Origin of the sequence: Raoultella sp. T31 (assembly GCF_002806725.1) — a bacterium.
In the GTDB taxonomy this organism is placed as follows: Bacteria; Pseudomonadota; Gammaproteobacteria; order Enterobacterales; family Enterobacteriaceae; genus Klebsiella; species Klebsiella electrica.
On record NZ_PIBO01000056.1, the window covers coordinates 1 to 24,561 of the forward strand.

The 24,561-nt window shown below is 56.9% G+C and carries 23 protein-coding genes; 14 read left to right on the top strand and 9 right to left on the bottom strand.

The genetic code is table 11. The annotated features are described in order from the left end of the window. Positions 1–368: integrase core domain-containing protein (locus CWM52_RS24215; protein WP_133121767.1), on the top strand; the 368-nt coding region annotated here is incomplete at its 5' end. 291 nt (positions 369–659) lie between these two features. Here CWM52_RS24215 and CWM52_RS24225 read toward each other — a convergent pair. Next, positions 660–1,181, bottom strand: a complete 522-nt coding sequence (locus CWM52_RS24225) for a DUF2778 domain-containing protein (protein ID WP_100686395.1) — start codon at positions 1,179–1,181, stop codon at positions 660–662. A 306-nt stretch (positions 1,182–1,487) separates the two neighbouring features. On the opposite strand from CWM52_RS24225, the gene CWM52_RS24230 reads away from it, so the two are divergent. From CWM52_RS24230 to CWM52_RS24240, 3 genes are all read left to right on the top strand, one after another. Next, complete coding sequence (locus CWM52_RS24230; protein WP_416308822.1) at positions 1,488–1,670, top strand: hypothetical protein; 183 nt, start codon at positions 1,488–1,490, stop codon at positions 1,668–1,670. 105 nt (positions 1,671–1,775) lie between these two features. After that, complete coding sequence (locus tag CWM52_RS24235) at positions 1,776–2,051, top strand: metal/formaldehyde-sensitive transcriptional repressor (RefSeq protein ID WP_004861424.1); 276 nt, start codon at positions 1,776–1,778, stop codon at positions 2,049–2,051. 24 nt (positions 2,052–2,075) lie between these two features. After that, positions 2,076–3,194 carry an S-(hydroxymethyl)glutathione dehydrogenase/class III alcohol dehydrogenase gene (locus CWM52_RS24240; RefSeq protein ID WP_100686396.1) on the top strand — a complete coding sequence of 373 codons (1,119 nt, stop codon included), beginning with the start codon at positions 2,076–2,078 and terminating at the stop codon, positions 3,192–3,194. A 573-nt stretch (positions 3,195–3,767) separates the two neighbouring features. On the opposite strand, the gene CWM52_RS24245 is transcribed toward CWM52_RS24240, so the two are convergent. The 4 genes from CWM52_RS24245 to pcaH form a co-directional block, all read right to left on the bottom strand. After that, positions 3,768–6,140, bottom strand: a complete 2,373-nt coding sequence (locus CWM52_RS24245) for a membrane-bound PQQ-dependent dehydrogenase, glucose/quinate/shikimate family (protein WP_100686397.1) — start codon at positions 6,138–6,140, stop codon at positions 3,768–3,770. A gap of 319 nt (positions 6,141–6,459) precedes the next feature. Then, positions 6,460–7,383, bottom strand: a complete 924-nt coding sequence (locus CWM52_RS24250) for a LysR substrate-binding domain-containing protein (RefSeq protein WP_100686398.1) — start codon at positions 7,381–7,383, stop codon at positions 6,460–6,462. 170 nt (positions 7,384–7,553) lie between these two features. Continuing rightward, positions 7,554–8,174, bottom strand: a complete 621-nt coding sequence (gene pcaG / locus CWM52_RS24255; protein WP_100686399.1) for a protocatechuate 3,4-dioxygenase subunit alpha — start codon at positions 8,172–8,174, stop codon at positions 7,554–7,556. Continuing rightward, positions 8,171–8,911 (bottom strand): protocatechuate 3,4-dioxygenase subunit beta, encoded by a 741-nt coding sequence (pcaH, locus tag CWM52_RS24260; protein WP_100686400.1) that lies wholly within the window; start codon positions 8,909–8,911, stop codon positions 8,171–8,173. The genes pcaG and pcaH overlap by 4 nt, the downstream gene beginning before the upstream one ends. 242 nt (positions 8,912–9,153) lie before the next feature. Between pcaH and CWM52_RS24265 the strand changes: the two genes are divergently transcribed. Then, positions 9,154–10,497, top strand: coding sequence for a VOC family protein (locus tag CWM52_RS24265; RefSeq protein ID WP_100686401.1), 1,344 nt, complete (start codon positions 9,154–9,156; stop codon positions 10,495–10,497). 68 nt (positions 10,498–10,565) lie between these two features. Further along, positions 10,566–12,074 carry a carboxylesterase/lipase family protein gene (locus CWM52_RS24270; RefSeq protein WP_100686402.1) on the top strand — a complete coding sequence of 503 codons (1,509 nt, stop codon included), beginning with the start codon at positions 10,566–10,568 and terminating at the stop codon, positions 12,072–12,074. Here CWM52_RS24270 and CWM52_RS24275 read toward each other — a convergent pair. Beyond that, the gene (locus CWM52_RS24275) at positions 12,061–12,909 is read right to left on the bottom strand and encodes a LysR family transcriptional regulator (RefSeq protein ID WP_100686403.1); all 849 of its coding nucleotides are present in this window, start codon (positions 12,907–12,909) and stop codon (positions 12,061–12,063) included. The two genes, CWM52_RS24270 and CWM52_RS24275, sit on opposite strands and share 14 nt — an antisense overlap. Positions 12,910–12,922: 13 nt before the next feature. Here CWM52_RS24275 and CWM52_RS27220 point away from each other — a divergent pair, with 13 nt between their 5' ends. Genes CWM52_RS27220 through CWM52_RS24290 form a run of 3 tightly spaced genes read left to right on the top strand, consistent with a single transcriptional unit; the run spans position 12,923 to position 15,245 of the window. Next, entirely contained in the window at positions 12,923–13,282 is a 360-nt protein-coding gene (locus CWM52_RS27220) for a hypothetical protein (RefSeq protein ID WP_416308823.1), read from the top strand. Positions 13,283–13,284: 2 nt separating this feature from the next. Then, entirely contained in the window at positions 13,285–14,454 is a 1,170-nt protein-coding gene (locus CWM52_RS24285; protein WP_100686404.1) for a pyridoxal phosphate-dependent aminotransferase, read from the top strand. 17 nt (positions 14,455–14,471) lie between these two features. Next, positions 14,472–15,245, top strand: coding sequence for a transporter substrate-binding domain-containing protein (locus tag CWM52_RS24290; RefSeq protein WP_100686413.1), 774 nt, complete (start codon positions 14,472–14,474; stop codon positions 15,243–15,245). A gap of 263 nt (positions 15,246–15,508) precedes the next feature. On the opposite strand, the gene CWM52_RS24295 is transcribed toward CWM52_RS24290, so the two are convergent. Beyond that, positions 15,509–15,973 (bottom strand): GNAT family N-acetyltransferase, encoded by a 465-nt coding sequence (locus CWM52_RS24295; protein ID WP_100686405.1) that lies wholly within the window; start codon positions 15,971–15,973, stop codon positions 15,509–15,511. A 418-nt stretch (positions 15,974–16,391) separates the two neighbouring features. Here CWM52_RS24295 and CWM52_RS24300 point away from each other — a divergent pair, with 418 nt between their 5' ends. Then, positions 16,392–18,047 carry a glucan biosynthesis protein D gene (locus CWM52_RS24300; protein WP_100686406.1) on the top strand — a complete coding sequence of 552 codons (1,656 nt, stop codon included), beginning with the start codon at positions 16,392–16,394 and terminating at the stop codon, positions 18,045–18,047. Positions 18,048–18,105: 58 nt separating this feature from the next. Then, positions 18,106–18,672: a 50S ribosomal protein L7/L12-serine acetyltransferase gene (gene rimL / locus CWM52_RS24305; RefSeq protein WP_100686407.1), complete on the top strand. Its 567-nt coding sequence runs from the start codon at positions 18,106–18,108 to the stop codon at positions 18,670–18,672. A gap of 41 nt (positions 18,673–18,713) precedes the next feature. Here the strand turns inward: rimL and ydcK are convergent, their stop codons facing one another. Further along, complete coding sequence (gene ydcK, locus CWM52_RS24310) at positions 18,714–19,694, bottom strand: YdcK family protein (protein ID WP_100686408.1); 981 nt, start codon at positions 19,692–19,694, stop codon at positions 18,714–18,716. Positions 19,695–19,820: 126 nt separating this feature from the next. On the opposite strand from ydcK, the gene tehA reads away from it, so the two are divergent. Both tehA and tehB read left to right on the top strand, forming a co-directional pair. Next, positions 19,821–20,825, top strand: coding sequence for a dicarboxylate transporter/tellurite-resistance protein TehA (tehA, locus tag CWM52_RS24315; RefSeq protein WP_100686409.1), 1,005 nt, complete (start codon positions 19,821–19,823; stop codon positions 20,823–20,825). After that, positions 20,822–21,418: a tellurite resistance methyltransferase TehB gene (gene tehB, locus CWM52_RS24320; protein ID WP_100686410.1), complete on the top strand. Its 597-nt coding sequence runs from the start codon at positions 20,822–20,824 to the stop codon at positions 21,416–21,418. Before tehA ends, tehB begins: the two co-directional genes overlap by 4 nt. Here the strand turns inward: tehB and pepT are convergent. After that, the gene (gene pepT / locus CWM52_RS24325; protein ID WP_100686411.1) at positions 21,415–22,644 is read right to left on the bottom strand and encodes a peptidase T; all 1,230 of its coding nucleotides are present in this window, start codon (positions 22,642–22,644) and stop codon (positions 21,415–21,417) included. The two genes, tehB and pepT, sit on opposite strands and share 4 nt — an antisense overlap. A gap of 115 nt (positions 22,645–22,759) precedes the next feature. On the opposite strand from pepT, the gene CWM52_RS24330 reads away from it, so the two are divergent. Beyond that, positions 22,760–24,352, top strand: coding sequence for an ABC transporter substrate-binding protein (locus CWM52_RS24330; protein WP_165785433.1), 1,593 nt, complete (start codon positions 22,760–22,762; stop codon positions 24,350–24,352). Positions 24,353–24,561: the final 209 nt, after the last annotated feature.

The window sequence follows — 24,561 nt, forward strand, 5'->3', positions numbered from 1 at the left end:
TTCTGGACAGCATTGCACTGTTTCGAGGCTATCCGGCGACGATAAGAACTGACCAGGGGCCGGAGTTCACCTGCCGCGCACTGGATCAATGGGCCTTTGAGCATGGTGTTGAGTTGCGCTTAATCCAGCCGGGCAAGCCAACGCAGAACGGATTTATTGAGAGCTTTAACGGACGATTTCGCGATGAATGTCTGAATGAGCACTGGTTCAGCGATATCGTTCACACCAGGAAAGTTATTAATGACTGGCGGCAGGATTATAACGAGTGTCGTCCACATTCAGCACTGAATTATCAGACGCCATCAGAGTTTGCAGCACGGTGGCGAAATGAAAAATGTGAAGGTAAACAAACCGACATTACTAACTGATAGTTGTATCTAACACTGGGGGCAGGTCAGGAGGGATTGGCATGTTATTTGTTCCTTATTTTGTTAATTAACTTCATTGTAACTAAATAGATTAAAGTTGTTATAGAAAAAACTGTTATTACGGACACATAGAAATAAAGATCATAGTAATTGTCAGCACCTATTTCTCCTGAGCCATAAATAAGATGACCAAGCCATGAATAGAACTTGTCACTAATCCAATTTTCAGGAGCACCTAAGGTGCGAGCTATAACAAGAGACAAAAGGATATAAAATATAACTTTCGCAATTCTACGGGCAAGTGTTGTTATAGTCACCAGCAACTACCTCCACCCAGCCACGAGCCATAAGTGACCGCATACATGGAACTTGTATTGGAGCCGATCTTAGAAGTGCATTTCTGATGAGTGCATAGTCTGAATTATGTGCAATTGTTATACAACCCTCAGAAACTCGACCTGGATGAAGTCTAAACAATCCACGATGAACACCATTGATCCAAGTTCCGTCATCAATGCCCCAATCATCTTTGTATAGGGCAAACCACTCATCCCGACCAAACTCAGCACCATAGTAAAATTTGTTGTATAGATCTTGTGCCTTAGCTTTAACCCATGAGCCTAGCCCACCTGCTCCTCGCTCTACTATCCAGTATTTTCCCGGTGGTAGTGGTCCGTCACTCGGAATAGCTCCACATGCTCCTTTATTCCGATATACTCCTTTACCAGAGAAAGCCATAAAAACACCCACACCATACAGATTGAAAGGTGCATAATCTGCCCCGTTCAATATCAATTTTCCGTGTAAGGCCATACTCCTTTTCCTTATGGTATTGTAAATCCTTACAAATATTGTATCTATTGAGAGGAGGTGAGTAAATAACCAATGTGTGGTTTTTTTGCTCCTTGGAAGAGTAAGTTATCTGCTTCTACCAATCGCACCGACATTCACAGAAAAGTATGCCACTAGTAAACTAGAACATAGCTAGTAATCTCTTTGTTCCTCTACTTCAACAGGTTAACACTTGAAAAAAGGTACTGCAGCATGAAGCTGTTTCAGGGCGTGAAGGGATTAAACCCGGTTCACGACTTGTGACAGAGATGGGAAGCAAAGCCTGCGATGACTCACATTACCACCGACGCACGGCGGCGGAATTTCCGTCGTCTGACGCTGGAAGCGACGCCGAATGCGGCCGGTTTTTATCTGCGCCACGGTTTTGTCGCCGTGCGCGAAAAGCTGCTGCCGTCAACGCTGGCGAAGGCGGATTTACGCTGCGTGGAGATGGCGCTTCAGCTCCACTGATAGCAACGGCTCGCCGCTGTGCTACGGTTTAACGTGGTGTTTCAGTTTGCCACTTTGCTTAATAAAATATAGTATACCCCCCTATACAATATTGAGGGCGTCATCGTGCCACATTCACCTGAAGACAAAAAACGCGCGCTCAGTCGCGTACGTCGCATTCGCGGGCAGGTTGAGGCCCTGGAAAGGGCGCTGGAGTCCGGCGAATCCTGCATGTCGATTTTGCAGCAGATTGCCTCTATCCGCGGAGCGACCAACGGCCTGATGGGCGAAATGGTCGAAATTCATCTCCAGGATGAGCTGGTCAGCGGCGAAACGACCCCGGATCAGCGCGCGGCCAGAATGGCGGAAGTCGGCCATCTGCTACGATCCTATTTAAAATAAATCACCACGAAGGAAGAGACGGTTATGAAATCACGTGCAGCTGTCGCGTTTGGCCCAGGCCAGCCGCTGAAGATTGTTGAAATTGACGTTGCTCCGCCGAAAAAAGGCGAAGTGCTGGTCAAAATTACCCATACCGGCGTCTGTCATACCGATGCGTTTACGCTGTCCGGTGACGATCCGGAAGGCGTATTCCCGGCCGTGCTGGGTCACGAAGGCGGCGGTATCGTGGTCGAGGTTGGCGAAGGCGTCACCAGCCTGCAGCCTGGCGATCACGTTATCCCGCTGTATACCGCAGAGTGCCGCGAGTGCAAATTCTGTAAATCCGGTAAAACTAACCTCTGCCAGGCGGTACGCGCCACCCAGGGGAAAGGCCTGATGCCGGACGGCACCACCCGTTTTTCCTATAACGGCGAGCCGATTTACCACTACATGGGCACCAGCACGTTTAGCGAATACACCGTAGTAGCCGAAATTTCACTGGCGAAGGTGAACCCGCAGGCGCCGCTGGATAAAGTCTGTCTGCTGGGCTGCGGCGTGACCACCGGTATCGGTGCCGTTCACAACACCGCGAAGGTCAAAGAGGGCGATACCGTGGCGGTGTTTGGCCTCGGCGGGATTGGTCTGGCGGTCATTCAGGGCGCAGTACAGGCGAAAGCCGGGCGTATTCTGGCGGTTGATACCAACCCGGAAAAATTTACCCTCGCCAAAGAGATGGGCGCGACCGATTTTATTAACCCGAATGATTATGATAAGCCGGTTCAGGATGTGATCGTTGAGCTCACCGATGGCGGCGTGGACTTCAGCTTCGAATGTATCGGCAACGTCAACGTGATGCGTGCGGCGCTTGAGTGTTGTCATAAAGGCTGGGGTGAGAGCGTGATTATCGGCGTAGCCGGTGCGGGCCAGGAGATCAAAACCCGTCCGTTCCAGCTGGTGACCGGGCGCGTATGGCGCGGTTCGGCGTTCGGTGGGGTGAAAGGGCGTACACAGCTGCCGGGGATGGTTGAAGACGCGATGGCCGGTAAAATCGACCTCGATCCGTTTATCACCCACCGCCTGCCGCTGGAGCAGATTAACGAGGCCTTTGATTTGATGCACGAAGGGAAATCGATTCGTACCGTCATTCATTTTGGCGAGCATTGATTTTCAGGCGTGAAAATAACCCGGGCATACCCGGGTTATTGCTAAACAGAGGTTACCCCGCCGCAGATTTGTATATCCATTTCACCCCCGCCGCAGTTCGCGATGCCCCGTGTCGGGTGGCGGCTGGCGCCTGACCCGACCTACAAAAGCGTCGTTTCCTGCAGGCCCGTGCAAACACCGTTCCGCTAGACCCGTGCAAGCTTTGTTCCCGGTAGGCCCGCGCAGGTACTGTTCCTGGTAGGCCCGTTCAAGAGTAGCGCCGCCGGGCAAATCGCCGATGCTCGCCGGTTGCCAGTAATCAGGGCCCCGTGCGGGGCCCTGAGCGTGGTGAGCAAAGGGTTTAGCGATTGTGCTGGTTTCGTCGGGTGGCGGCTGGCGCCTGACCCGACCTACAAAAGCGTCGTTTCCTGCAGGCCCGTGCAAACACCGGTCGGTATACCCGTGCAAGCGTTGTTCCCGGTAGGCCCACGCAGGTACTGTTCCTGGTAGGCCCGTGCAAGCGTAGCGCCGCCGGGCAAATCGCCGACGTTCGCCGGTTGTCAGTAATCAGGGCCCCGTGCGGGGCCCTGGTGTTTACTTCTGTTCTGGTAACGCGTAGGCGATGATGTAATCGCCGCGATCCGGAGACTGACGAGCGCCGCCAGCGTTGATGATAATGTACTGTTTGCCGGTTTTTGGCGAAACGTAGGTCATCGGGCCGGACTGACTGCCGACCGGCAGACGAGATTTCCAGATCTCCTTACCGTTGGCGGTATCAAATGCGCGCAGGTAGAAGTCCTGAGTCCCGGCGAAGAACAGCAGACCGGACTGGGTCGACAGCGATGCGCCCAGCGTCGGCATCCCGATGGGGATCGGCATATGCATGCGAATACCCAGCGGACCGGTATCTTCAACGGTGCCTACCGGCACCTGCCACACCAGTTTACCGCTCTTCAGATCCACGGCGGACATGGTACCGAACGGCGGTTTCTGGCATGGAATACCCAGCGGCGACAGGAAGCGCTCACGCATTGCGCCGAACGGCGTCCCTTCCATCGGCACAATCCCCATCTCAATGCCGCTGGCATTTTTGGCGACTTTTTCACGCGGAACCATATAGTTCGCCAGGCCCAGGCGCATATCGTTGACGAACATCAGGCTGTTGTTCGGATCCACCGAGACGCTGCCCCAGTTCATGCCGCCCAGCGAGCCCGGATACTGCAGCGAACGGTCTTCGCCCGGCGGCGTGAAGACGCCCTGATGACGCATGGCTTTAAAGGCGATTCGGCAGATCAGCAGGTCCACCGGCGTGGCGCCCCACATATCCGACTCTTTCAGGGTGTCATTGCCAATCATCGGCATGCCCACGGAGTAGGGCTGTGTCGGAGAGTAACGTTCGCCTTTAACCGTCCCGGCGGGCACCGGGCGTTCTTCCACTTTCGCCACCGGTTCCCCGGTCGTGCGGTTGAGCATAAAGATCATTCCCTGCTTGCTGGTCTGCACCAGCACCGGCGTGGTGCCGCCTTTCCCGTCGGGGAGGTCGTACAGCAGCGGTTGTGACGGCAGGTCGAAGTCCCACAGATCGTGGTGGGTGGTCTGGTAGTGCCAGCGCACCTGGCCGGTCGTGGCGTCGACGGCGACGATCGAGGAGCTGTATTTGTCATCCAGCGCGGTTCGTTCACCGCCGAAGAAGTCCGGAGTGGCGTTGCCGGTTGGCAGATAGATCAGGTTTAGCTTCGCGTCATAGGACATTGCCGACCAGACGTTTGGCGTCCCGCGGGTATAGGTCTGCCCCTCCGGCGGCAGGCCGGTCAGGGCCGGGTTACCCGGATCCCACGCCCAGGCCAGTTTACCGGTATGGACATCGTAGGCGCGGACCACACCAGGAGGCTCGCCGGTGGAGAAATTATCCGCCACGCGGCCGCCGACAACGACGACGTTACCGGCAACCAGCGGGGTGGAGGTTTGCTGATAGTAACCCGGTTTGATTTCACCCATCCCGACGCTCAGATCGACGATACCGCGATCGCCGAAAGCCTCACAGGTCTTGCCGGTATCGGCGTCAATCGCGATAAGACGGGCATCGGTGGTCGGCAGGAACAGACGGCGGGCGCAGGCGGCCGGCTGAACGTCACCCGTGGCGGCGGCCTGGGCGTGGCTGTCTTCGTAATAGCCGAGACCGCGGCAGCGCTGCCAGTTTGGCGCGGTGGCTTTTGCATCATAGCGCCACTTTTCTTTTCCGCTATCGACATCCAGCGCCAGCACTTTGCTGTACGGCGTACAGACATACAGCGTGTCGCCGATTTGCAGCGGGGTGTTCTGGTCTTCCGCGCCGGAACCGTTGCTTTGCGGGATATCGCCGGTATGGGCGACCCAGGCAACCTGCAGCTGGTTAACGTTCTGTTTGTTAATCTGATCAAGGGCGGCAAAGCGGTCGCCGTGGGTAGTGTTACCCCAGTGCTCCCAGTTCTTCTGCTGTTCGCCCGGAGCAACCGGTTTGACCGGTACGGCTTGCGTAGCGCTGACCAGCGGCTGTGATTTGAACATCCAGCCAAAGCTGGCGGCCAGTACTACGGCCAGCACCGCAGCCAGGCCAAACGCCGGGCCTTTCTTCGCCGGCTGGGCCGAAAGATAGGGCCAGACGAGCGCCGAGAGCAGCGCCAGCGCGCCGAAGGTGAACAGGCGCGAGAACAGCGGCCAGTAGCTCCAGCCGGCATCGCCGATCGCCCAGACGATGGAGGCGATGAAGGCGATGGCATACAGCGCAATGCCGACGCGACGATTGCGGAAGATAAGCACGGCGGCGATAACCATCACCAGACCCATGATTGCGAAATAGAGGGTGCCGCCCAGCGTGGCGAGCTTGATCCCAGGAATACCGATAGCAAGGCCGATGATGAGCATCAGCCCGGCGAGAAGCCACTGCAGGATCCGGGGGAATCCTCGCGGCACGTTGCCAGTTGCCATTTTGTCTCCTTAACCATCCGTTCTCAGATGCGAACCAAATGAATCAAAAAATACAGGGGTGCTTTTGAGTGAAGTGGAATGCGCTTTCATGTTAGCGGCATTCACAGGTGCTATTGATTTCGAATGAACCATTTGGTGAAATCGAAGTAATGATAAATCTGTTAATGAAGTTTGCGCAATTGTTAATAAACAATACCGCATTAATTGATTAGCACGCTGATCTTTCTGCCTGGCAACGACGGTCAAAAGCCTGATGGCTGGCGAGAAAACTGGGCGGAGAAGGGCCGGACAGGGCGTCAGGTGCCATATCCGGCGCTGATCATGTCGGCATGGATTTGCGAATGGCGCTGAGTAAGGTTTGTGCACCGGATGAGAAGGCGGCATCGACGCGCGTCAAAATACCGATCGGTTCCCCCGCGCCCTGCGTGGGCACCGGCAGGGCGGTCAGCAGCCCGCGGCGCAGGTCGTCTTTGACCGCGCCGGAAGGGACGAACCAGATGTAGTCATAATCCACGGTCAGCTGACGCGAGAGCGACGCGGAGAGGGTTTCGATACAGCCGGCGGGAATTTTGCACCCCTGACTTTGCAGCAGCGTTTCCGCATTCTGCCGCGGAATCGTGCCTTTGGGGGAGACGACGACCGGCCACTCCATCACCCGACTGAGGGTCACGGTTTCCTGCAATAGCGGATGACCGGGGCGCACCACCAGCTTCAGGGATTCGAGAAACAGCAGTTCGTAGTTGAGGCCGCTCATCAGCTCCGGGTCAGACATGCGCCCGATCCCAATGTCGATCTCTCCCGATTTTAAGCCCGCCAGCAGCATGGTGTTGTTCATGGTCGCGACCTGCAGGGTGATATCTTTTTGCTGCTTATGAAACTGGCCGATGACGGTGGGCAGAATACCTAACGCGGCGGTCGGGAGTGCGCCGATACGCACCACATCGTTATTCAGCCCCTCTTTGCGGTTAAGCGCCTGGCCTGCGGTATTCAGCGCATCGAGGACCTTAACCGCATGGGTGAGAAACTGTTCACCGACCAGCGTCAACTGGGCGCCTAGTCGCCCGCGCTCGAACAGTCGCGTACCGGTCAACTGCTCCAGTTCATTGAGCGTTTTTGATAACGCAGGTTGGCTCAGATTGAGTGTTTCAGCCGCACGCCCCAGCGTTCCCTGTTGAGCGACGGCCACGAAAGTATGTAGATGGCGCAAGCGAATGCGCTGACTAAAAAGACCATTTTTTTCCATAAGTGATGTTAAAAACAGAGCGCTGTGGGTGACAAGCGAAGTTATTGGAATTTGATAACCTGATAGCAAAATATTATTAACATTTCACCCTCTTGTATTACAAATTTTTTATTTTGCTGAAAAAACAGACGCCCCGAACCTGGTCGGGGCAAAATCGGACGGAAAGTCATTCAAATATCGAAGAAGACGGTTTCGTTTTCACCCTGCAGGTGAATATCAAAACGGTAGACGATTTCACTGCCGCGCACCTCGCGTTGGGCAATTAACGTCTGGCGACGCACCTCCCACTCGATCAGATTCAGCACCGGATCGGCCTGGTTCGCCTCCTGCTCGTCGGAGAAGTACATCCGCGTGTTGAGACCAATATTGATGCCTCGCGCCACCACCCATAAATTGATGTGCGGCGCCATCATCCGGCCATCGCGACCAACAACGGCGCCCGGCTTGATGGTCTCAAAACGCCAGATGCCGGAGGTAAAGTCCGAGCAGCTGCGGCCCCAGCCGCGAAAGGCCGGATCACGCTTTTTGTCCTGCTGGCGATCGTCGGGGTGGTGATAGCGCCCGGCGGCATTGGCCTGCCAGAGTTCGAGCAGCACATCGCGCACCGGCGTCCCGGAGCCATCGATCACCCGGCCTTCGATAGTAATGCGCTCGCCTTCGGTATCCGGCGTGGTGAGCTGCGGGCCGAAATTCTTTTCAAAAATATGAAAGCCGGCGGCGTCGGGGGCGAGGCCGATATGTACATAGGGACCGGCGGTCTGCGAGGCGGTTTCGGCTAAATACTCTTTCATCGGGCGGCCCCCTGAGTGCGGTTTTCAAACAGCGTCGCGCGATGACCGCGCAGCACAAGATCAAAGCGGTAGGCGAGACAATCCAGCGGCACGGCGGCATGGGTATCGAGTTCGGCAATCAGCGTGCGAACCGCCTCGTCGTTATTGATGGTTTTGACGATCGGACACTGTTTAATTAACGGATCGCCCTCGAAATACATTTGCGTAATCAGGCGCTGCGCCCACGCATCCCCGGAGAGGGAAAAGTGAATATGCGCCGGGCGCCAGTCGCTGACCTGATTACGCCACGGATAGGGCCCCGGCTTAATGGTGCGGAAGCAGTAATAGCCGTTTTCATCCGTCAGCACCCGACCGCAGCCGCCAAAATTGGGGTCGATGGGCGCCAGATACTGATCCTTTTTATGTCGATAGCGGCCGCCGGCGTTGGCCTGCCACACTTCGACCAGCGTGTTTTTCATCGGGCGGCCGAAGCCGTCGCGCACGTAGCCGTGGACAATAATACGCTCGCCAATAGGCAGACCTTCTTTGGCGTAATTAAGGATCAGGTCATTATCCAGCGGCCCGAGATCGTCGTGGCTGAAGACCGGGCCGGTAATTTCAGACAGGGAATTCTGCAGTGAGATCAGCGCATTGCGCGGCGAGCGCAGGACGCTGGTTTTGTAGCCCGGGGTATAGGCGGGCGGGTGACTGCTATAGTCGCGATGCACGACCTCGCGCGGTGACCATTTATCATTCATAGGGTAGCGGCTCCGTTTTAATCGGTAGAGGGCTTGTTATTGTCATATCGCCAGAAACAGTGTGTGTAAATGCTTTGTTAATTTAAAGTGAAATTAATAGTCGTTCTACATAACCCACGGTTATGCTCAGCGCCGCGCGGATGACAGAGGCAGGTTATCCTCATCACAATTTGTAAATTCTTCCCGCCGTCGCCAGCGGCCTTTTCTACACTCCAGGAAGTATTCACTGGAGGTAAGGCATCATGGCGAACACCATCACGGCAGATGAGATTCGGGAAAATTTTTCGCAGGCAATGTCGGCAATGTACCAGCAGGAAGTTCCACAATACGGGACGTTACTGGAGCTGGTGGCCGACGTAAATCTGGCGGTGCTGGAACATAATCATGAACTGCATGAGCAACTGGCGAATGCCGATGAGCTGTCGCGGCTTAACGTTGAGCGCCACGGAGCGATCCGCGTTGGCACGGCGGAGGAACTGGCGACGCTGCGGCGTATGTTTGCCATTATGGGGATGTTCCCCGTCAGTTATTACGACCTGTCGCAGGCCGGCGTGCCGGTGCACTCCACCGCGTTTCGTCCGGTTGATGATGCGGCGCTGGCGCGTAATCCGTTTCGTATTTTTACCTCGCTGCTGCGCCTGGAGCTGATTGCCAACGTTGAGCTGCGCCAGCGCGCGGCGGCGATCCTCGCCCGGCGCGATATTTTTACCCCTCGCTGTCGCGAACTGATTGCGGTGCACGAAGAGCAGGGCCACTTTTCCCCGGCCCAGGCCCGGGAATTTGTCCGTGAAGCGCTGGAGACGTTCCGCTGGCACAGCCACGCAACGGTGGACGCCGACACCTATCATGCGCTGCATAATGAGCACCGGCTGATTGCCGATGTGGTCTGCTTCCCCGGCTGCCATATCAACCATCTGACGCCGCGCACGCTGGATATCGACCGGGTGCAGGCGCTGATGCCGGGGTGCGGAATTGTGCCGAAGGCCTTGATTGAAGGGCCGCCGCGTCGTGAGGTGCCGATTCTGCTGCGCCAGACCAGTTTTAAGGCCCTTGAAGAGCCGGTGATGTTTGCCGGAGAGCATCAGGGAACCCACAGCGCGCGTTTTGGCGAAATAGAGCAACGCGGGATTGCGCTGACGGCGAAAGGCCGGGCGCTGTACGATCGCTTGCTGAGCGAGGCTGGCGTTGGCAAAGACAACCTCAACCATCAGCGCCATCTGCAGGAGGTATTCAGCCAGTTCCCGGACAGTGAGTTTCTGCTGCGTCAGCAGGGGCTGGCGTGGTTCCGCTATCGTCTGACTCCCGCCGGGGAAGCCCATCGCCATGCCTTTGGCCCCGGCGACGATCCGCAGCCGTTGATCGAACGCGGCTGGGTGGTGGCGCAACCGATTATTTATGAAGATTTTTTACCGGTGAGCGCGGCAGGAATTTTCCAGTCGAATCTCGGCAATGAAACTCAGGCCCGCAGCCACGGCAATGCCAGCCGCGACGCCTTTGAAACGGCGTTGGGTTGCCCGGTACTCGATGAGTTTGCCCTCTATCAACAGGCGGAGGAGCGCAGTAAACGCCGTTGCGGTCTGCTCTGAAACCGGTACTCTGCTGACATGAATCATTGACGACAGTCAGTAAGACCGTCAGTAAAAGGAAGCAGGTCATGCAGAACCCGTCCACCCCACTGGTCAAAACCCGGCAGGGGACGTTATCCGGTATCACTGAACAGGGCATTCATCTCTGGCGCGGCATTCCCTTCGCCGCGCCGCCGGTCGGCGATCTTCGCTGGCGCGCGCCGCAACCGCCCGCGCGCTGGCAGGGCGTGCGCCAGGCCGATACCTTCTCCGCCGCCAGTTGGCAGGATATTGAGTACTGCCGTGAGCTGGGCGGCGGCGATCCCGGTCGCTTTTCGGAAGATTGTCTCTACCTCAACGTCTGGGCGCCTGCCGGGCGTACTCAGCCGCTACCGGTCATGGTCTGGCTGCATGGCGGCGGGTTTACCATCGGCGCCGGTAGCCTGCCGCCTTATGATGGCAAAGCGCTGGCGGCCCGCGACGTGGTGGTGGTGACCGTCAACTATCGGCTGGGTCATCTCGGGTTCTTCGCCCATCCGGCGCTGGAAGGGGAAGATGGCGAGCGGGTATATAATTTTGCCCTCCTTGATCAAATCGCCGCGCTGCAATGGGTGCAGGATAACATTCACGCTTTTGGCGGCGACGCCACCAACGTCACCCTGTTTGGCGAGTCGGCCGGGGCGCGCAGCGTGCTCTCGCTGATGGTATCGCCGAAATCCCGCGGCCTGTTCCACAAAGCCATCATTCAGAGCGGCTATACGCTGCCGGATCTGCCGCGAGAAAAAGCGCTGGAGAAAGGGCGTTTGCTGGCGGAACACTTCTCGTTGCCGCAGGCCAGCGCCGCGCAGCTGCGGGCGATTCCGGCGCAGGCGTTCTGGTCGCTGACCGCGCCGCTGAATACCGGGCCAGCGCCAATCGTCGGCGATGCGGTGCTACCGCAGTCGATGCTGGAGGTCTTTTTTGCCGGTCGACAGCATCCGATGCCGGTGATGGTTGGCTCTAACAGCGACGAGGCCAGCGTGATGGCGGTGTTTGGCGTCGATATCGCCGGGCAGATCCAAAAACTGCGCCGCGAGCGGCGCTTTGGCCTTGGGCTGATCAAACTGCTCTATCCCGGCGTGAAGGGGGATGAGAATCTGGGGCGCGAAGTGTGCCGCGATATGGCCTTCACCACGCTGGGCTACGTGGTGATGCAGGCCCAGCAGCGGGTCGGTCAGCCGTGCTGGCGCTACTGGTTTGACTATGTTCCTCGCGGCGCTGAGGAAAGCTGCCCGCACGGGGCGTGGCACGGCGACGAAGTGCCTTATGCGTTTGACACGCTCACCCTGGCCGAGCCGGTGCGCACCTACGCCAGCGAGGAAGACCGCGCGTTTGCTGCTCAGGTCGCCGATTACTGGGCGAACTTCGCCCGCCTTGCCGGGCATCGCTGCAGCGAACTGCCGGGGGTGGTACGCTGGCCCGCCAGCCTGCGCGGGCGCGATCGTTTGCTGCGCATCGGGCTCCATAAACGGGCCGGGTTTAAGCTGGAAAACCGCTTTATGCGCGCCCGGCTGGCGCTGTTTCGCCGGGTGATGCGCCACCACGTTACGCTGGATTAACCAGCTCCTCCCGAAACCGCGCCAGACCGTCGGCTTTGCTCTGCGAACTGCGGACCACCAGCCGGTAGCTGGCGCCGGTTTTTACGCTGAAGGTGAAAGGTCGCACCAGACGGCCAGCGCGCACATCTTCAGCCACCAGAGTGGCGTCAGCCATGGCGACGCCCAGCCCCTGCATGGCAGCGGTAATCGCCAGATCCATGGTATCGAAGTGCTGGTTTTTACGCATTGGCGGCGGGGCGTCCGGGAAGAATGCCGCCAGCCATAGCGACCAGTCGGTCTTATCGCGGGTCGGGTGCAAAAAAGTGACGTCGTTCAGCCTGTTGTCGCCGGTCAGGGCCGCGCTGCTGACCGGCGTCAGCGCCTCTTCAAACAGCAGATCGCCGACGCTGTGGTGAGTCCCAAAGACGATGGCGGCGTCATAGGGTTCGGTCCTGAAATTGACGCCGTGTTCCGTGGTGGTGGTCAGGGCGATTTGCAGTTCCGGGTGACGCCGCTCGATGCTGACCAACCGGGGAACCAGCCAGCGAATGGCGCAGGTCGGCGCCTTCAGGCGCACCACGGTCTGCTGTTGACGAGCCTTCTCCGCTACCGCGAGCAGATGGCCGAAGGCAGATTGCAGCTCGGGATAGAGCGCGCTGCCCTGCGGCGAAAGATGCAGCCCGCGCGCGTGGCGGGCAAAAAGCGGGAAACCAAACCACGCCTCCAGCGCCGCTATCTGGCGGCTGACGGCGCCCTGAGTCAGGCAGAGCTCGCGCGCGGCATGGGTTAAGTTAAGGTGCCTGGCGGTGACCAGAAAGGTTTCCACGGCATGAAAAGGCAGGGCGCTTCGCGACATCTCATCTCCAGCTATGCATTTTGATCATGGACAGTATGCCTGCTTTGTTCCGCGAATGGGACCCGGCTTTTATCGACTCGCAAAAATTCAAGGACAACGTGCTGGCGCTGGGGATCTGGCTAACTATGTCGGCCTGCCGACCATCCTGGCTCCCTGCGTTGAGAATGGCCCGAACGGTCTGCGGGTGCCGGAGCTGAACGCGCCGTTCCTGGACGCGCCCTGTATTGCCCGTCCAGGGAATATCAATGGCCGGGCTGGCCGTCTCTTTTCTCAAGGCATGAGAAAAATGCATGGCTACTATGACAACAATTCGGTTGTCGCCGGGGAGCGCATTGGATTGAATGGTTATGCAAATAAAATGAGAAAGGATTAACTATGAGTCTCCGTTCCCCGCTGACTACGCGCTCCAAACTGCCGGATGTCGGCACGACCATTTTTACTGTGATCGGTCAACTTTCCGCTCAGCATCATGCCATTAACCTTTCTCAGGGCGCGCCGAATTTTGCCTGCGATGCCCGGCTGGTTGCCGGAGTCACGCGGGCGATGGAAGAGGGGCATAACCAGTATGCGCCGATGACCGGCCTGCCAGAGCTGAAGGAGCGAATTGCCGGGAAGATTGCCACCCTGTACGGCACGCGCTATGACGTAGACCGCGAAGTCCTGATTACCGCCAGCGCCAGCCAGGGGATCTACTCGGCTATCGGCGGGCTGGTGCATCCGGGCGATGAGGTTATTTACTTCGAACCCTCTTTCGATAGCTATGCGCCGATTGTCCGTTTGCAGGGGGCGACACCGGTGGCCATCAAGCTGACGGTGCCTGACTTTAGCGTCAACTGGGATCACGTTCGCGCCGCCATCACCCCGCGCACGCGGATGATTATCGTCAATACGCCGCATAACCCCAGCGGCCAGGTCTTTTCCCGCGCTGATTTAGATCAGCTGGCGGCGCTGACGCGCAATACCGATATCGTGATTTTGTCGGACGAAGTGTATGAGCACGTGGTTTTTGACGGTGAACACCACCACGGGATGGCGACCCATCCTCAGCTGGCTGAGCGCAGCGTCATCATCTCATCGTTCGGCAAGACCTACCACGTGACCGGTTGGCGCGTGGGTTACTGTGTTGCGCCGGCGGTGCTGATGGATGAGATCTGCAAGGTTCACCAGTTCCTGATGTTCTCCGCCGACACGCCGATGCAATACGCCTTTGCCGGGCATATGACCGATCCCCAGTCCTGGCTTTCGCTGGCCTCGTTCTACCAGCAGAAGCGGGATCTACTCCGCCAGCTGCTGGCTGATTCACCATTCCGCCTGTTGCCGAGCGCGGGCTCTTTCTTCATGCTGGCCGACTACAGCCATTTCAGCGATGAAAGCGACAGCGAGATGGTGAAGCGGTTGATAACCGACTACGGCGTGGCGACGATCCCGCTGTCGGCGTTTTATACGGATGGTACTGATAACAAACTGATTCGCCTCTCTTTTGCTAAAGATGAAGCCACGTTGCGGGCCGGTGCGCAGGCACTGTGTCACGTTAAGCCGCGTTAAGGAGCCCCATGATGAAGATGAAAATTACCGCTCTTACCCTCGCTTTGGGGATGATGTCTGCCTTTTCTGCGTTTGCCGCCGACGAACTGCGCTACGGCGTGGAAGCGGAGTATCCACCGTTTGAAAGCCGCAACACGGCTGGGGAGCTGGAAGGTTTTGATATCGACCTCGGCAACGCCATTTGCCAGGCGGCCGAGCTGAAATGCAGTTGGGTGGAGACGTCGTTTGATGCGCTGATCCCGGGGCTGGTGGCGAAGAAGTTCGACGCCATTAACTCGGCGATGAATATCACTGAACAGCGGCGCAAAAGCATCGATTTTACGCAGCCGATTTATCGCATTCCCTCGCAGCTGGTCGGTAAAGCCGATAGCGGCATGACGGCTACCCCGGAAGGGTTGAAAGGCAAAACCATCGGTGTGCTGCAAGGGTCGATTCAGGAAACCTTTGCCAAAGAGCACTGGGAGAAGCACGGCGTGACGGTGGTGTCCTACAAAGATCAAAATATGGCGTGGGCGGATCTGCTCAACGGCCGGATCGATGCTTCGCTGGTGATGTCTGCCGCCGGGCAGGCCGGTTTCCTCGGCAAGCCGCAGGGTAAAGGCTTTGGCTTTATCGGCAAACCGGTGGCTGACGATACGATTCTCGGCAGCGGGATCGGCTACGGCCTGCGCAAAGGCGACGAGGCGACCAAAAAACAGCTCGACGCGGCAATCGACAAGGTTCGCGCTGACGGCACCATCACTCGTCTGGCGGCCAAATACTTCTCGGGGATTGATGTGAGCATCAAATAATCGCTTTTTGCGCTTGGCCACCGACCGCAGAGCAGCCAGCAGGCTCTTTTACCGGACTGAAGTCGCTGACAGAGGGGAATATGATTTCCCCTCTGTTGTCGTCAGCTAAAAAGCAATTAAGGATGTCCTTAATTGACGGGGTTTTCCGCGAAGTTGTCTGTCCTCTCAGATTTGTTGTCAGGTTAAGCCTTCGATTCGCCCGCGAAGCGCCTCGTTTGCGCCAGTACATCTGAACGTTTGCGCATTCGGGCGAGCCGCTATTATTAATATGTTCCCGGTAAAACTTTTCTCAAATAAATCAATGTGACTTTGCGGGACAGTACGTCGGTTCTGATACGACGGTAACCTAAACTTTCATACAACCGTATATTGGCCTCACTTCGCGAGCCGGTAAACAGCTCACAATAACGTGATGAGGGGAAAAGGGCTTCACAAGCCAGCAGCAGTGAACGACCGATGCCTCTTTTTTGATAGTGTGGACTGACGCTGAGACGCCCGATTTCGCAGATTTCACCTTTCAGCCTGGCGCGCACCGACGCCACCGCAACCCCCTCCAGCTCTGCCTTGAGCACCACGCTACTGGACAGCGCCTGGGTAAAATCAATAAGGGTTTCAGTTAACGGTGGGATCGCGTAGTCAGAATAGATATCCGCTTCAGCCAGGTAGGCCTCTTTCTGAATGTCGAGGAGGGTGGGGAGATCTTTCAGATTTGCTTTTGTTATATTCATGGTGTCAGGTATCACATAAAGAAATAAAATAACAGCTGTTGTGATTATTTATTTCACTATAAAAAAGAGAACCGCTATCTGAGCTGATTAATATCAACTCTGTCCGCGATGCCGTTTATCTCTGAGGCCATATTGACTGCGGCAAATGGCCCACCGCCGGGACGACATGACCACGCCGTTCTCGCCCTGGGTGATGGGGACGACGCGGCTATATTGAGACTGCGAGCGCTGGCCTTCGGTCAGACGGCTCGGTAAAAGACAATTCAGTCTGCTCCGATGGAGAGAATTTTTTTAACGCTTTTTCTGTCGCCAACAATTGGATTATCAACCGTTTTTGTCTAGAGTGGGCGAAATTCACGGCGCATCAGTTTGTCGCGTTGCGTACCCATTGGCATAACAGAAGGATGCTTTCTCAGGCATGAATCGCAGACGTTTTCTCAAATCTTCCATGGCTGTTGCCGCCGTATGCGGAACGTCAGGGGTCGCTTCACTTTTTTCTAACGCCGCGCTTGCCGAGGAATCGGGCATTGCTGATGGGATGACGCGCCGTTTTGACTTTACCGTTTTGCAATCGATGGCCCACGATCTCTCGCGTCAGCCGTGGGGCGGCGCCCCGCGCGACCTGCCGTCAACGCTGGCCAATCTGACCCCACAGGCCTACAACAGCATTCAGTACGATGCGGGACATTCGCTGTGGAATAATATCGACGACCGTAAGCTGGACATCCAGTTTTTCCACGTCGGTATGGGTTTTCGCCGCCGCGTGCGCATGTTCTCGCTGGATTCGCAAACCCAGCAGGCGCGGGAAATTCACTTCCGCCCGGAGCTGTTTAACTACAACAACGCCGGCGTAGACACCAGACAGCTGGTCGGGCAAACCGACCTCGGTTTTGCCGGATTCCGCGTGTTTAAAGCGCCGGAGCTGGCGCGCCGCGATATCGTCGCCTTCCTCGGCGCCAGCTACTTCCGCGCGGTGGACAGCACCTACCAGTACGGGCTCTCCGCTCGTGGTCTGGCGGTCGACACCTTTACCGATACCCCGGAAGAGTTCCCGGACTTTACCTCGTTCTGGTTCGAGACGGTTAAGCCGGGCGCGACGGTCTTTACCGTCTATGCGCTGCTCGACAGCCCGAGCGTCACCGGCGCCTATAAATTTGTCATCAACTGCCAGGAGACGCAGGTGATTATGGATGTGGAAAACCACATCTACGCCCGCAAAGATATTAAACAGCTGGGTATTGCGCCGATGACCAGTATGTTCAGCTGCGGCAACAACGAGCGCCGGATGTGCGATACCATCCACCCGCAAATTCACGACTCCGACCGTCTCGCCATGTGGCTCGGCAACGGCGAGTGGGTGTGCCGTCCGCTGAACAACCCGCAAAAACTGCAGTTCAACGCCTTCCAGGACAAGAACCCGCGCGGCTTTGGTCTGCTGCAGCTCGATCGCGATTTCAGCCATTACCAGGACATTATGGGCTGGTACAACAAGCGTCCGAGCCTGTGGGTCGAGCCGCGTAACCAGTGGGGTAAAGGGGCTGTCAGCCTGATGGAAATCCCCACCACCGGTGAGACGCTGGATAACATCGTCTGCTTCTGGCAGCCGGAAAAAGCGATCAAGGCCGGCGATGAGCTGGACTTTAGCTATCGCCTGTACTGGAGCGCGCAGCCACCGGTGCGTTCGCCGCTGGCCCGGGTGATGGCCACCCGCACCGGGATGGGCGGTTTCCCGGAAGGCTGGGCGCCGGGCGAACACTACCCGGACAAATGGGCGCGCCGTTTTGCCATTGATTTCGTCGGCGGGGACCTGAAGGCCGCTGCGCCAAAAGGCATCGAACCGGTGATTACCCTGTCTAACGGCGAAGCGAAGCAAATAGAGATTCTGTACGTTGAACCATTCGACGGCTATCGTATCCAGTTTGACTGGTACCCGACCAACGATTCCACCGACCCGGTGGAGATGCGCATGTTCCTGCGCTGCCAGGGCAATGCCATCAGTGAGACCTGGCTGTACCAGTATTTCCCGCCGGCTCCGGATAAACGTAACTACGTTGATGACCGGGTCATGAAGTAACCGTCGCGGTTGCCCGTCCGCATGCCGTGGACGGGTTTACCCGCAGTGAGAGATAGCCATGTCCGCAGAAAATATCCCCGTTCCTGAAATCATCCCGGTGACCGACCAGCTGACGCTACGCGCGGTGGACGAGCGCTATGTGACCGACTTACACCAGCTGGTGGAAAAGAATAAACTCTGGCTACAGCACTCGCTTAGCTGGCCCGCCGCGGTCGACAGCGAAGGTGAAACCCGTCGCCATGTACAGGGGAACGTCATGCTGCACCAGCGCGGCTACGCCAAAATGTTTTTCCTGTTTTGGCGCGATGAGATGGTGGGCGTGCTGTCGTTCAACCAGATTGAACCGCTGAATAAAACCGGCTACATCGGCTACTGGATTGATGAGCATCACCAGGGGCAAGGGCTGCTTTCCCAGGCGCTGCAGGCGTTTATGCATTACTACGCCCGCCGCGGTGAAGTCCGGCGTTTTGTTATCAAATGCCGGGTGGCTAACCACAAGAGCAATCAGGTGGCGCTGCGCAATGGCTTTACTCTTGAAGGTTGTCTGCAGCAGGCCGAGTATCTGAACGGCGCGTATGACGATCAGAATATCTACGGACGGATTATCGATAGCCCCACGGCCTGATGATTTGGCTTCCCGGCGCGCGGCGCTTTAGCCAGTAAGGGCTACAGCGACCCCAGCAGCGGCGTGCGGGTAATATGCTGCGTGCCGTTGATCACTTTGCGGCCGCGCAGATGAATCGCCTCGCCGTTAAGCGCTTCAATCCGCGCGTCGTCGGTAATTTCAATCTGATGTTCGATCACCACATCGCCGCTGATGTGGGCATTCCCCTGCACCAGTACGTCGTCATCCAGCAGAACAGGGCCGCCGCACAGCCGCGCGTGGCCGCCGATCAGCACCCGATGTTTGAGCACGCAGTTGCCCTCGACCACAGCATTCTCTGCCACCTGCGCGCTGTAGCGTAGCGTCGGTATCGCATCCTCCGCGCGTCCGGCGATAAGGCGCGCATGGTCGTAGACTCTGGCGTTATCGCAGACCCAGACATCATTCTCTTCGTTGCCTTCCAGCCGCGCATAGTCAAAGATTTCCGCCCGGTGCTCCACAAAGGCGTGGTCCACGAAGGCATCACCGTAAATCTGCGCCTGATGAACGATGCGCGAAGCGCTGACCGTCGCCCGCTGGTAGATTTGCAGAAACTTGTCGCGGTCAGCGGTCAGCCCCTGGGCGGCGATAATCAGGCAGTGGGGGAGAATGCGCGCCCGGTCAGCGAGACGGCAGAAGCCGCGAACGCAGGAGTCCTGAAGCGTGACGTTGTCACAGATAAGGGCGTGATGGCTGATGGTGCCGCTGTCGATCCATACATCGTCGCGGATAATAGCGGAGTGGCTGACGACGCAGGTTCCCGTCAGACGCGCGTTACCTTCAATCCGCGCCCCGGCAAACACCGCGCTGTTGGGGTCGTAGATCCAGCAGTTGCCCGCCTGACTCAGCGCCGCTTCCTCGTCCAGCCAGCCGCCTTCACTACCGGCTTGCACATCGGCGAAATCACGCAGGGCCACAATTTGCCGCAGATTTACGCTATGTTTAATCCCGTCTTCTTCATAGTGAAACGGGCGAACCTTGTCGCTCAGACGATATTTGTTCATCAGGACTTCTCTTATCAAGGTTTCATTTTACTTTTGGTTAACACAAACATAGCAAAAATCTCCGTAGCGTGTTGTATAAGGTTCTTTTAAAATGCAACTTAAAGATAAATTGAAAAAATAAATAAAATGAATAAAAACCCGCTCGAACGGCAGGTCCTGAATTTACCTGCGGGCTATTTTGGTATGGTGCTGGGCACCATCGGCATGGGCTTCGCATGGCGCTATGCCAGTACCCTCTGGCCGGTGAGTCGGGCTATCGGCGATGGTCTGGTGGCGCTGGCGACGATGATTTGGGCGCTGCTGACGATAGCGTTTATCTCCCGGGTGATTCGCTTTCCGGGGAGTGTGCTGCGGGAGATGCGCCACCCGGTGGCCAGCAGTTTTGTCAGCCTGTTTCCCGCCACCACGATGCTGGTGGCTATCGGCTTCGTGCCGTGGTTTCGCCCGCTCTCGCTGCTGCTGTTCGGCATTGGCGTGGTGCTGCAACTGAGCTATTCCGCCTGGCAGAGTGCCGGATTATGGCGCGGCACACACCCGGGCGATGCCACCACGCCGGGACTCTATTTACCGACGGTGGCAAACAACTTCATCAGCGCGATGGCCTGCGGGGCGCTCGGCTTTAACGACGCCGGGCTGGTATTTCTCGGCGCCGGGATCTTCTCGTGGTTGAGCCTGGAGCCGGTGATTCTGCAACGACTGCGCAGCCATGGCGAGCTGCCCGCCGTGATGCGGACCTCGCTGGGTATCCAGCTGGCGCCGGCGCTGGTGGCCTGTAGCGCCTGGCTCAGCGTTAACGGCGCAGAGGCGGATACTTTCGCCAAACTGCTGTTTGGCTACGGCCTCCTGCAACTGCTGTTTATGCTCCGTCTGATGCCGTGGTATCTCCGGCAGCCGTTCAATGCCTCCTTCTGGAGCTTTTCATTTGGTATTTCCGCACTGGCCAGCATCGGGCTGCATCTTGGACACAGCCAGCCGAACGGCTTTTTCCATTACTTATCAATCCCGTTGTTTATCTTTACCAACCTGATTATTGGCCTGCTGGTGCTACGCACGTTTCTGCTGCTGATGCGGGGGAAATTACTGATCCGCGTCGACCGGGCCACATTATTCAACACTAAGGACTCATCATGACTATCCGTGACGAAAACTATTTTACTGATAAATACGGACTGACCCGTACCCACTCGGAAGTGCTCTATGCCGCGACCCAGGTGCCGCCGGGAACGGCGCTGGATCTGGGGTGTGGCAACGGGCGCAATAGCCTCTATCTGGCGGCGAACGGCTTTGAGGTGACGGCGTGGGATAAAAACCCGATGAGCATCAAGAATCTGGAGAACATTCGCGCGCAGGAAGATCTGACCAATCTCCAGGCGGCGGTCAAGGATCTGAATAGCTTAAGCTTCGCCGGTGAATATGACTTTATTCTCTCCACCGTGGTGCTGATGTTCCTTGAAGCGAAAACCATTCCGGGACTCATCGCCAATATGCAGCGTTGCACCAGACCGGGCGGCTACAACCTGATCGTGGCGGCGATGGACACCGACGATTATCCCTGCACCGTAGGGTTCCCGTTTGCCTTTAAACCTGAGGAACTGCGGCGCTACTACGCCGGCTGGTCGTTCCTCAGGTACAACGAAGAGGTGGGCGAACTGCATCGCACCGATGCCAACGGCAACCGTATCAAACTGCGCTTCGCCACCATGCTGGCGCAAAAACCGGCTTAGCGGGCCGCCAGCAGACAGAGTTGCAACGCGGTGTGGTACGACGCTTCAAAGGCGCGCAGCGGCAAAAACTCAAATTTCGAGTGGAAGTTATGCGCGCCGGTGAAGAAGTTGGGCGTCAGCAGGCCTTTTGCCGAGAGCGCCGCGCCATCGGTGCCGCCGCGCATCGGCGTAGGCTTCGGCGTCACGCCAATGCTTTCCATGGCTTCGAACATCAGGTCAATGGCCCGGTGATCCTCGCCAATGGCATTGCTGATGTTGCTGTAGGTGTCGTTAATCGAAAATTCGACGCTGGCCGTCGGGTATTGCGCGGCAATTTTTTCAGCCACCTCGCCAATCTGCCGTTTGCGGCGTAAAAAACTCTCGCTGTCGAAATCACGAATGCTGGCCTGCAGCAGGGTACTGTTTTGATCGCCCTGAATGCCATTGAACCAGACGTAACCTTCGCGCCCTGCGGTGTGTTCCGGCGTCTGCAGGCGATCGAAATGGCTGATGTAATCCGCGGCCATCAGCAGCGGATTGACCAGTACGCCTTTGGCGGACATTGGATGAGCGGTCACGCCGGTGAAGCGAATCTCCGCCGCCGCGGCATTAAAGTTCTCATACACGATCTCGCCGAGTTCGCAGCAGTCGATAGTCCAGGCGAAATCGACGGCAAAACGGCTGAGATCCAGCGCTTTTGCCCCCCGCAGGCCCACCTCTTCATCCGGGACAAAGGCCACTACGATATCGCCGTGGCGCTGTTCCGGCGTCAGGTTTTCCAGCACCGTCATTACCACCGTGACCGCCGATTTGTTGTCGGCGCCGAGCACGCTGGTGCCATCGCTGAAGATAATTTCTTCGTCCGGGTAGGCGAGAATCTCGGGATGCTCGGCGACCCGCAGCCAGATCTGCTGTTCACGATTCAGACACAGATCATCGCCGGTAAAACGCAAAATTTGCGGATGAATATCCGGGGACAGCCCGACGTCCACGGTGTCGATGTGGGTGATAAAGCCAATCCGCGGCGCACCTGGAACGTTACCTCTTTTTACCGCGGTGACGGTGGCGTGGTCATCAATCACAATATCGTCCAGCCCGAGGCGGCGTAGCTCGTCGGCAAGCTCGCGGGCCATCTCGTGTTGCCCCGGCGTGGTTGGCAGCGTGGTGGCGCGCGGGTCGCTCTGGCTGCTGATGGCGAGATAGCGGAAGAAGCGCTGGGTCAATTGACTGGCGAGTGGAGATGGCATAGTGATTCCTTCTTTATTTATTCTTTCAGGTGTTTGCAATCTGGCTTTAGTGTTATGTATGGACAGGAAAACAACAAGCTATTCATTAGCTGACAAATTAAAAAAGGAAAACGTTATGCAACGCAAACTCACCACGCTTGCTCTGACAATAACGGCGCTCACGTTTGGTTCCGCCGTGAGCGCAAAAACGCTGGTTTACTGCTCCGAAGGATCGCCGGAGAATTTCAATCCTCAACTCTATACCTCGGGTACCAGCGTGGACGCCAGCGCGGTACCCGTTTATAACCGGCTGGTTGATTTTAAGGTGGGCACCACCGAACTGCAGCCGAGCCTCGCCGAAAGCTGGGAGGTGAGCGACGACGGCAAGGTCTATACCTTCCATCTACGCAAAGGCGTGAAGTTTCAAAGTAATAAATATTTCACCCCCACCCGCGATTTTAATGCCGATGATGTGATTTTCTCCTTTATGCGGCAAAAAGATCCGCAGCATCCTTATCACAACGTCTCTGGCGGCAGCTACTCTAACTTTGAAAGTCTGGAGTTTGGCCAGTTAATTACCGCGATTGATAAGCCTGATGAATATACGGTGCGCTTTACGTTGGCCCGCGCCGAAGCGCCGTTTGTCGCGGACCTGGCGTGGTATTTCGCCTCCATTTTATCGGCGGAATATGCGGAGGCGATGCTCAAAGCCGGGACCCCGCAGCGCGTCGATTCCGACCCGCTTGGCACCGGCCCCTATAAGCTGGCGCAATATCAGAAAGATTCGCGCATTCTTTATACCGCCTTCCCGGACTACTGGCAGGGGAAAGCAAAAATCGATCGTCTGGTTTTTAGCATTACTCCGGACGCTTCGGTGCGCTATGCCAAACTGGAAAAGAATGAATGCCAGGTGATGCCATTCCCTAATCCGGCCGATTTACCGAGGATGAAGGAAAATAAAAACATTACGCTGCTGAGCAAGGCGGGGCTGAATACCGGGTTCCTTGCCTTCAATACGCAAAAACCGCCGCTGGATAATGTCAAAGTGCGTCAGGCTCTGGCGATGGCGATTAATAAACCGGCGATTATTGAGGCGGTATTCCACGGTACCGGCACGCAGGCGAAAAACCTGCTGCCGCCGGGGGTATGGAGCGCCGACGCGGAGCTGAAAGATTATGACTACGACCCGCAAAAGGCCAAAGCGCTGCTACAGGAGGCGGGCATTAGCGGCCCGCTAACCATCGATCTGTGGGCGATGCCGGTGCAGCGTCCTTATAACCCGAACGCCAAACGGATGGCCGAGATGATTCAGGCTGACTGGGCCAAAATTGGCGTGCAGACCAAAATCACCACCTATGAGTGGGGTGAATATCTGAAGCGGGTAAAAGAGGGCGAACATCAGGCGGCGCTGATGGGCTGGACCACCGCGACCGGCGACCCGGACAACTTCTTCGGGCCGTTATTTACCTGTCAGTCGGCGAACGGCGGTTCTAACTCGGCGAAATGGTGCTATCAGCCATTTGATAAAATTATCGCCGAGGCAAAATCGATTACCGATCGCCCAAAACGCGAAGCGCTGTATAAACAGGCGCAGCAGATGATGCATAACCAAATGCCGGCGGTGATGATTGCCCATTCGACGATTTTCGAACCGGTCCGCAAAGAGGTTTCTGGCTACGAAATTGATCCTTTTGGTAAGCATATTTTCTATCAGGTCGATATAAAATAAACAGCAAATGTAAATCCGCCCGGGGGGCGGATTTATTCTTTCCTGCGTTTGCCATTCCTTTTTTTGCCGCAAAGCTTACCCCGGTATTTTGCTATAAATCGCGCCGACAACTGCATTTACAGGGATTCACTCAGGGGATTGTCAACGGAGCACGCCTGTTAAATTGCCCGACGGCGCTGCGCTTGTACGGGCCTACGGAGTTTGCGCAA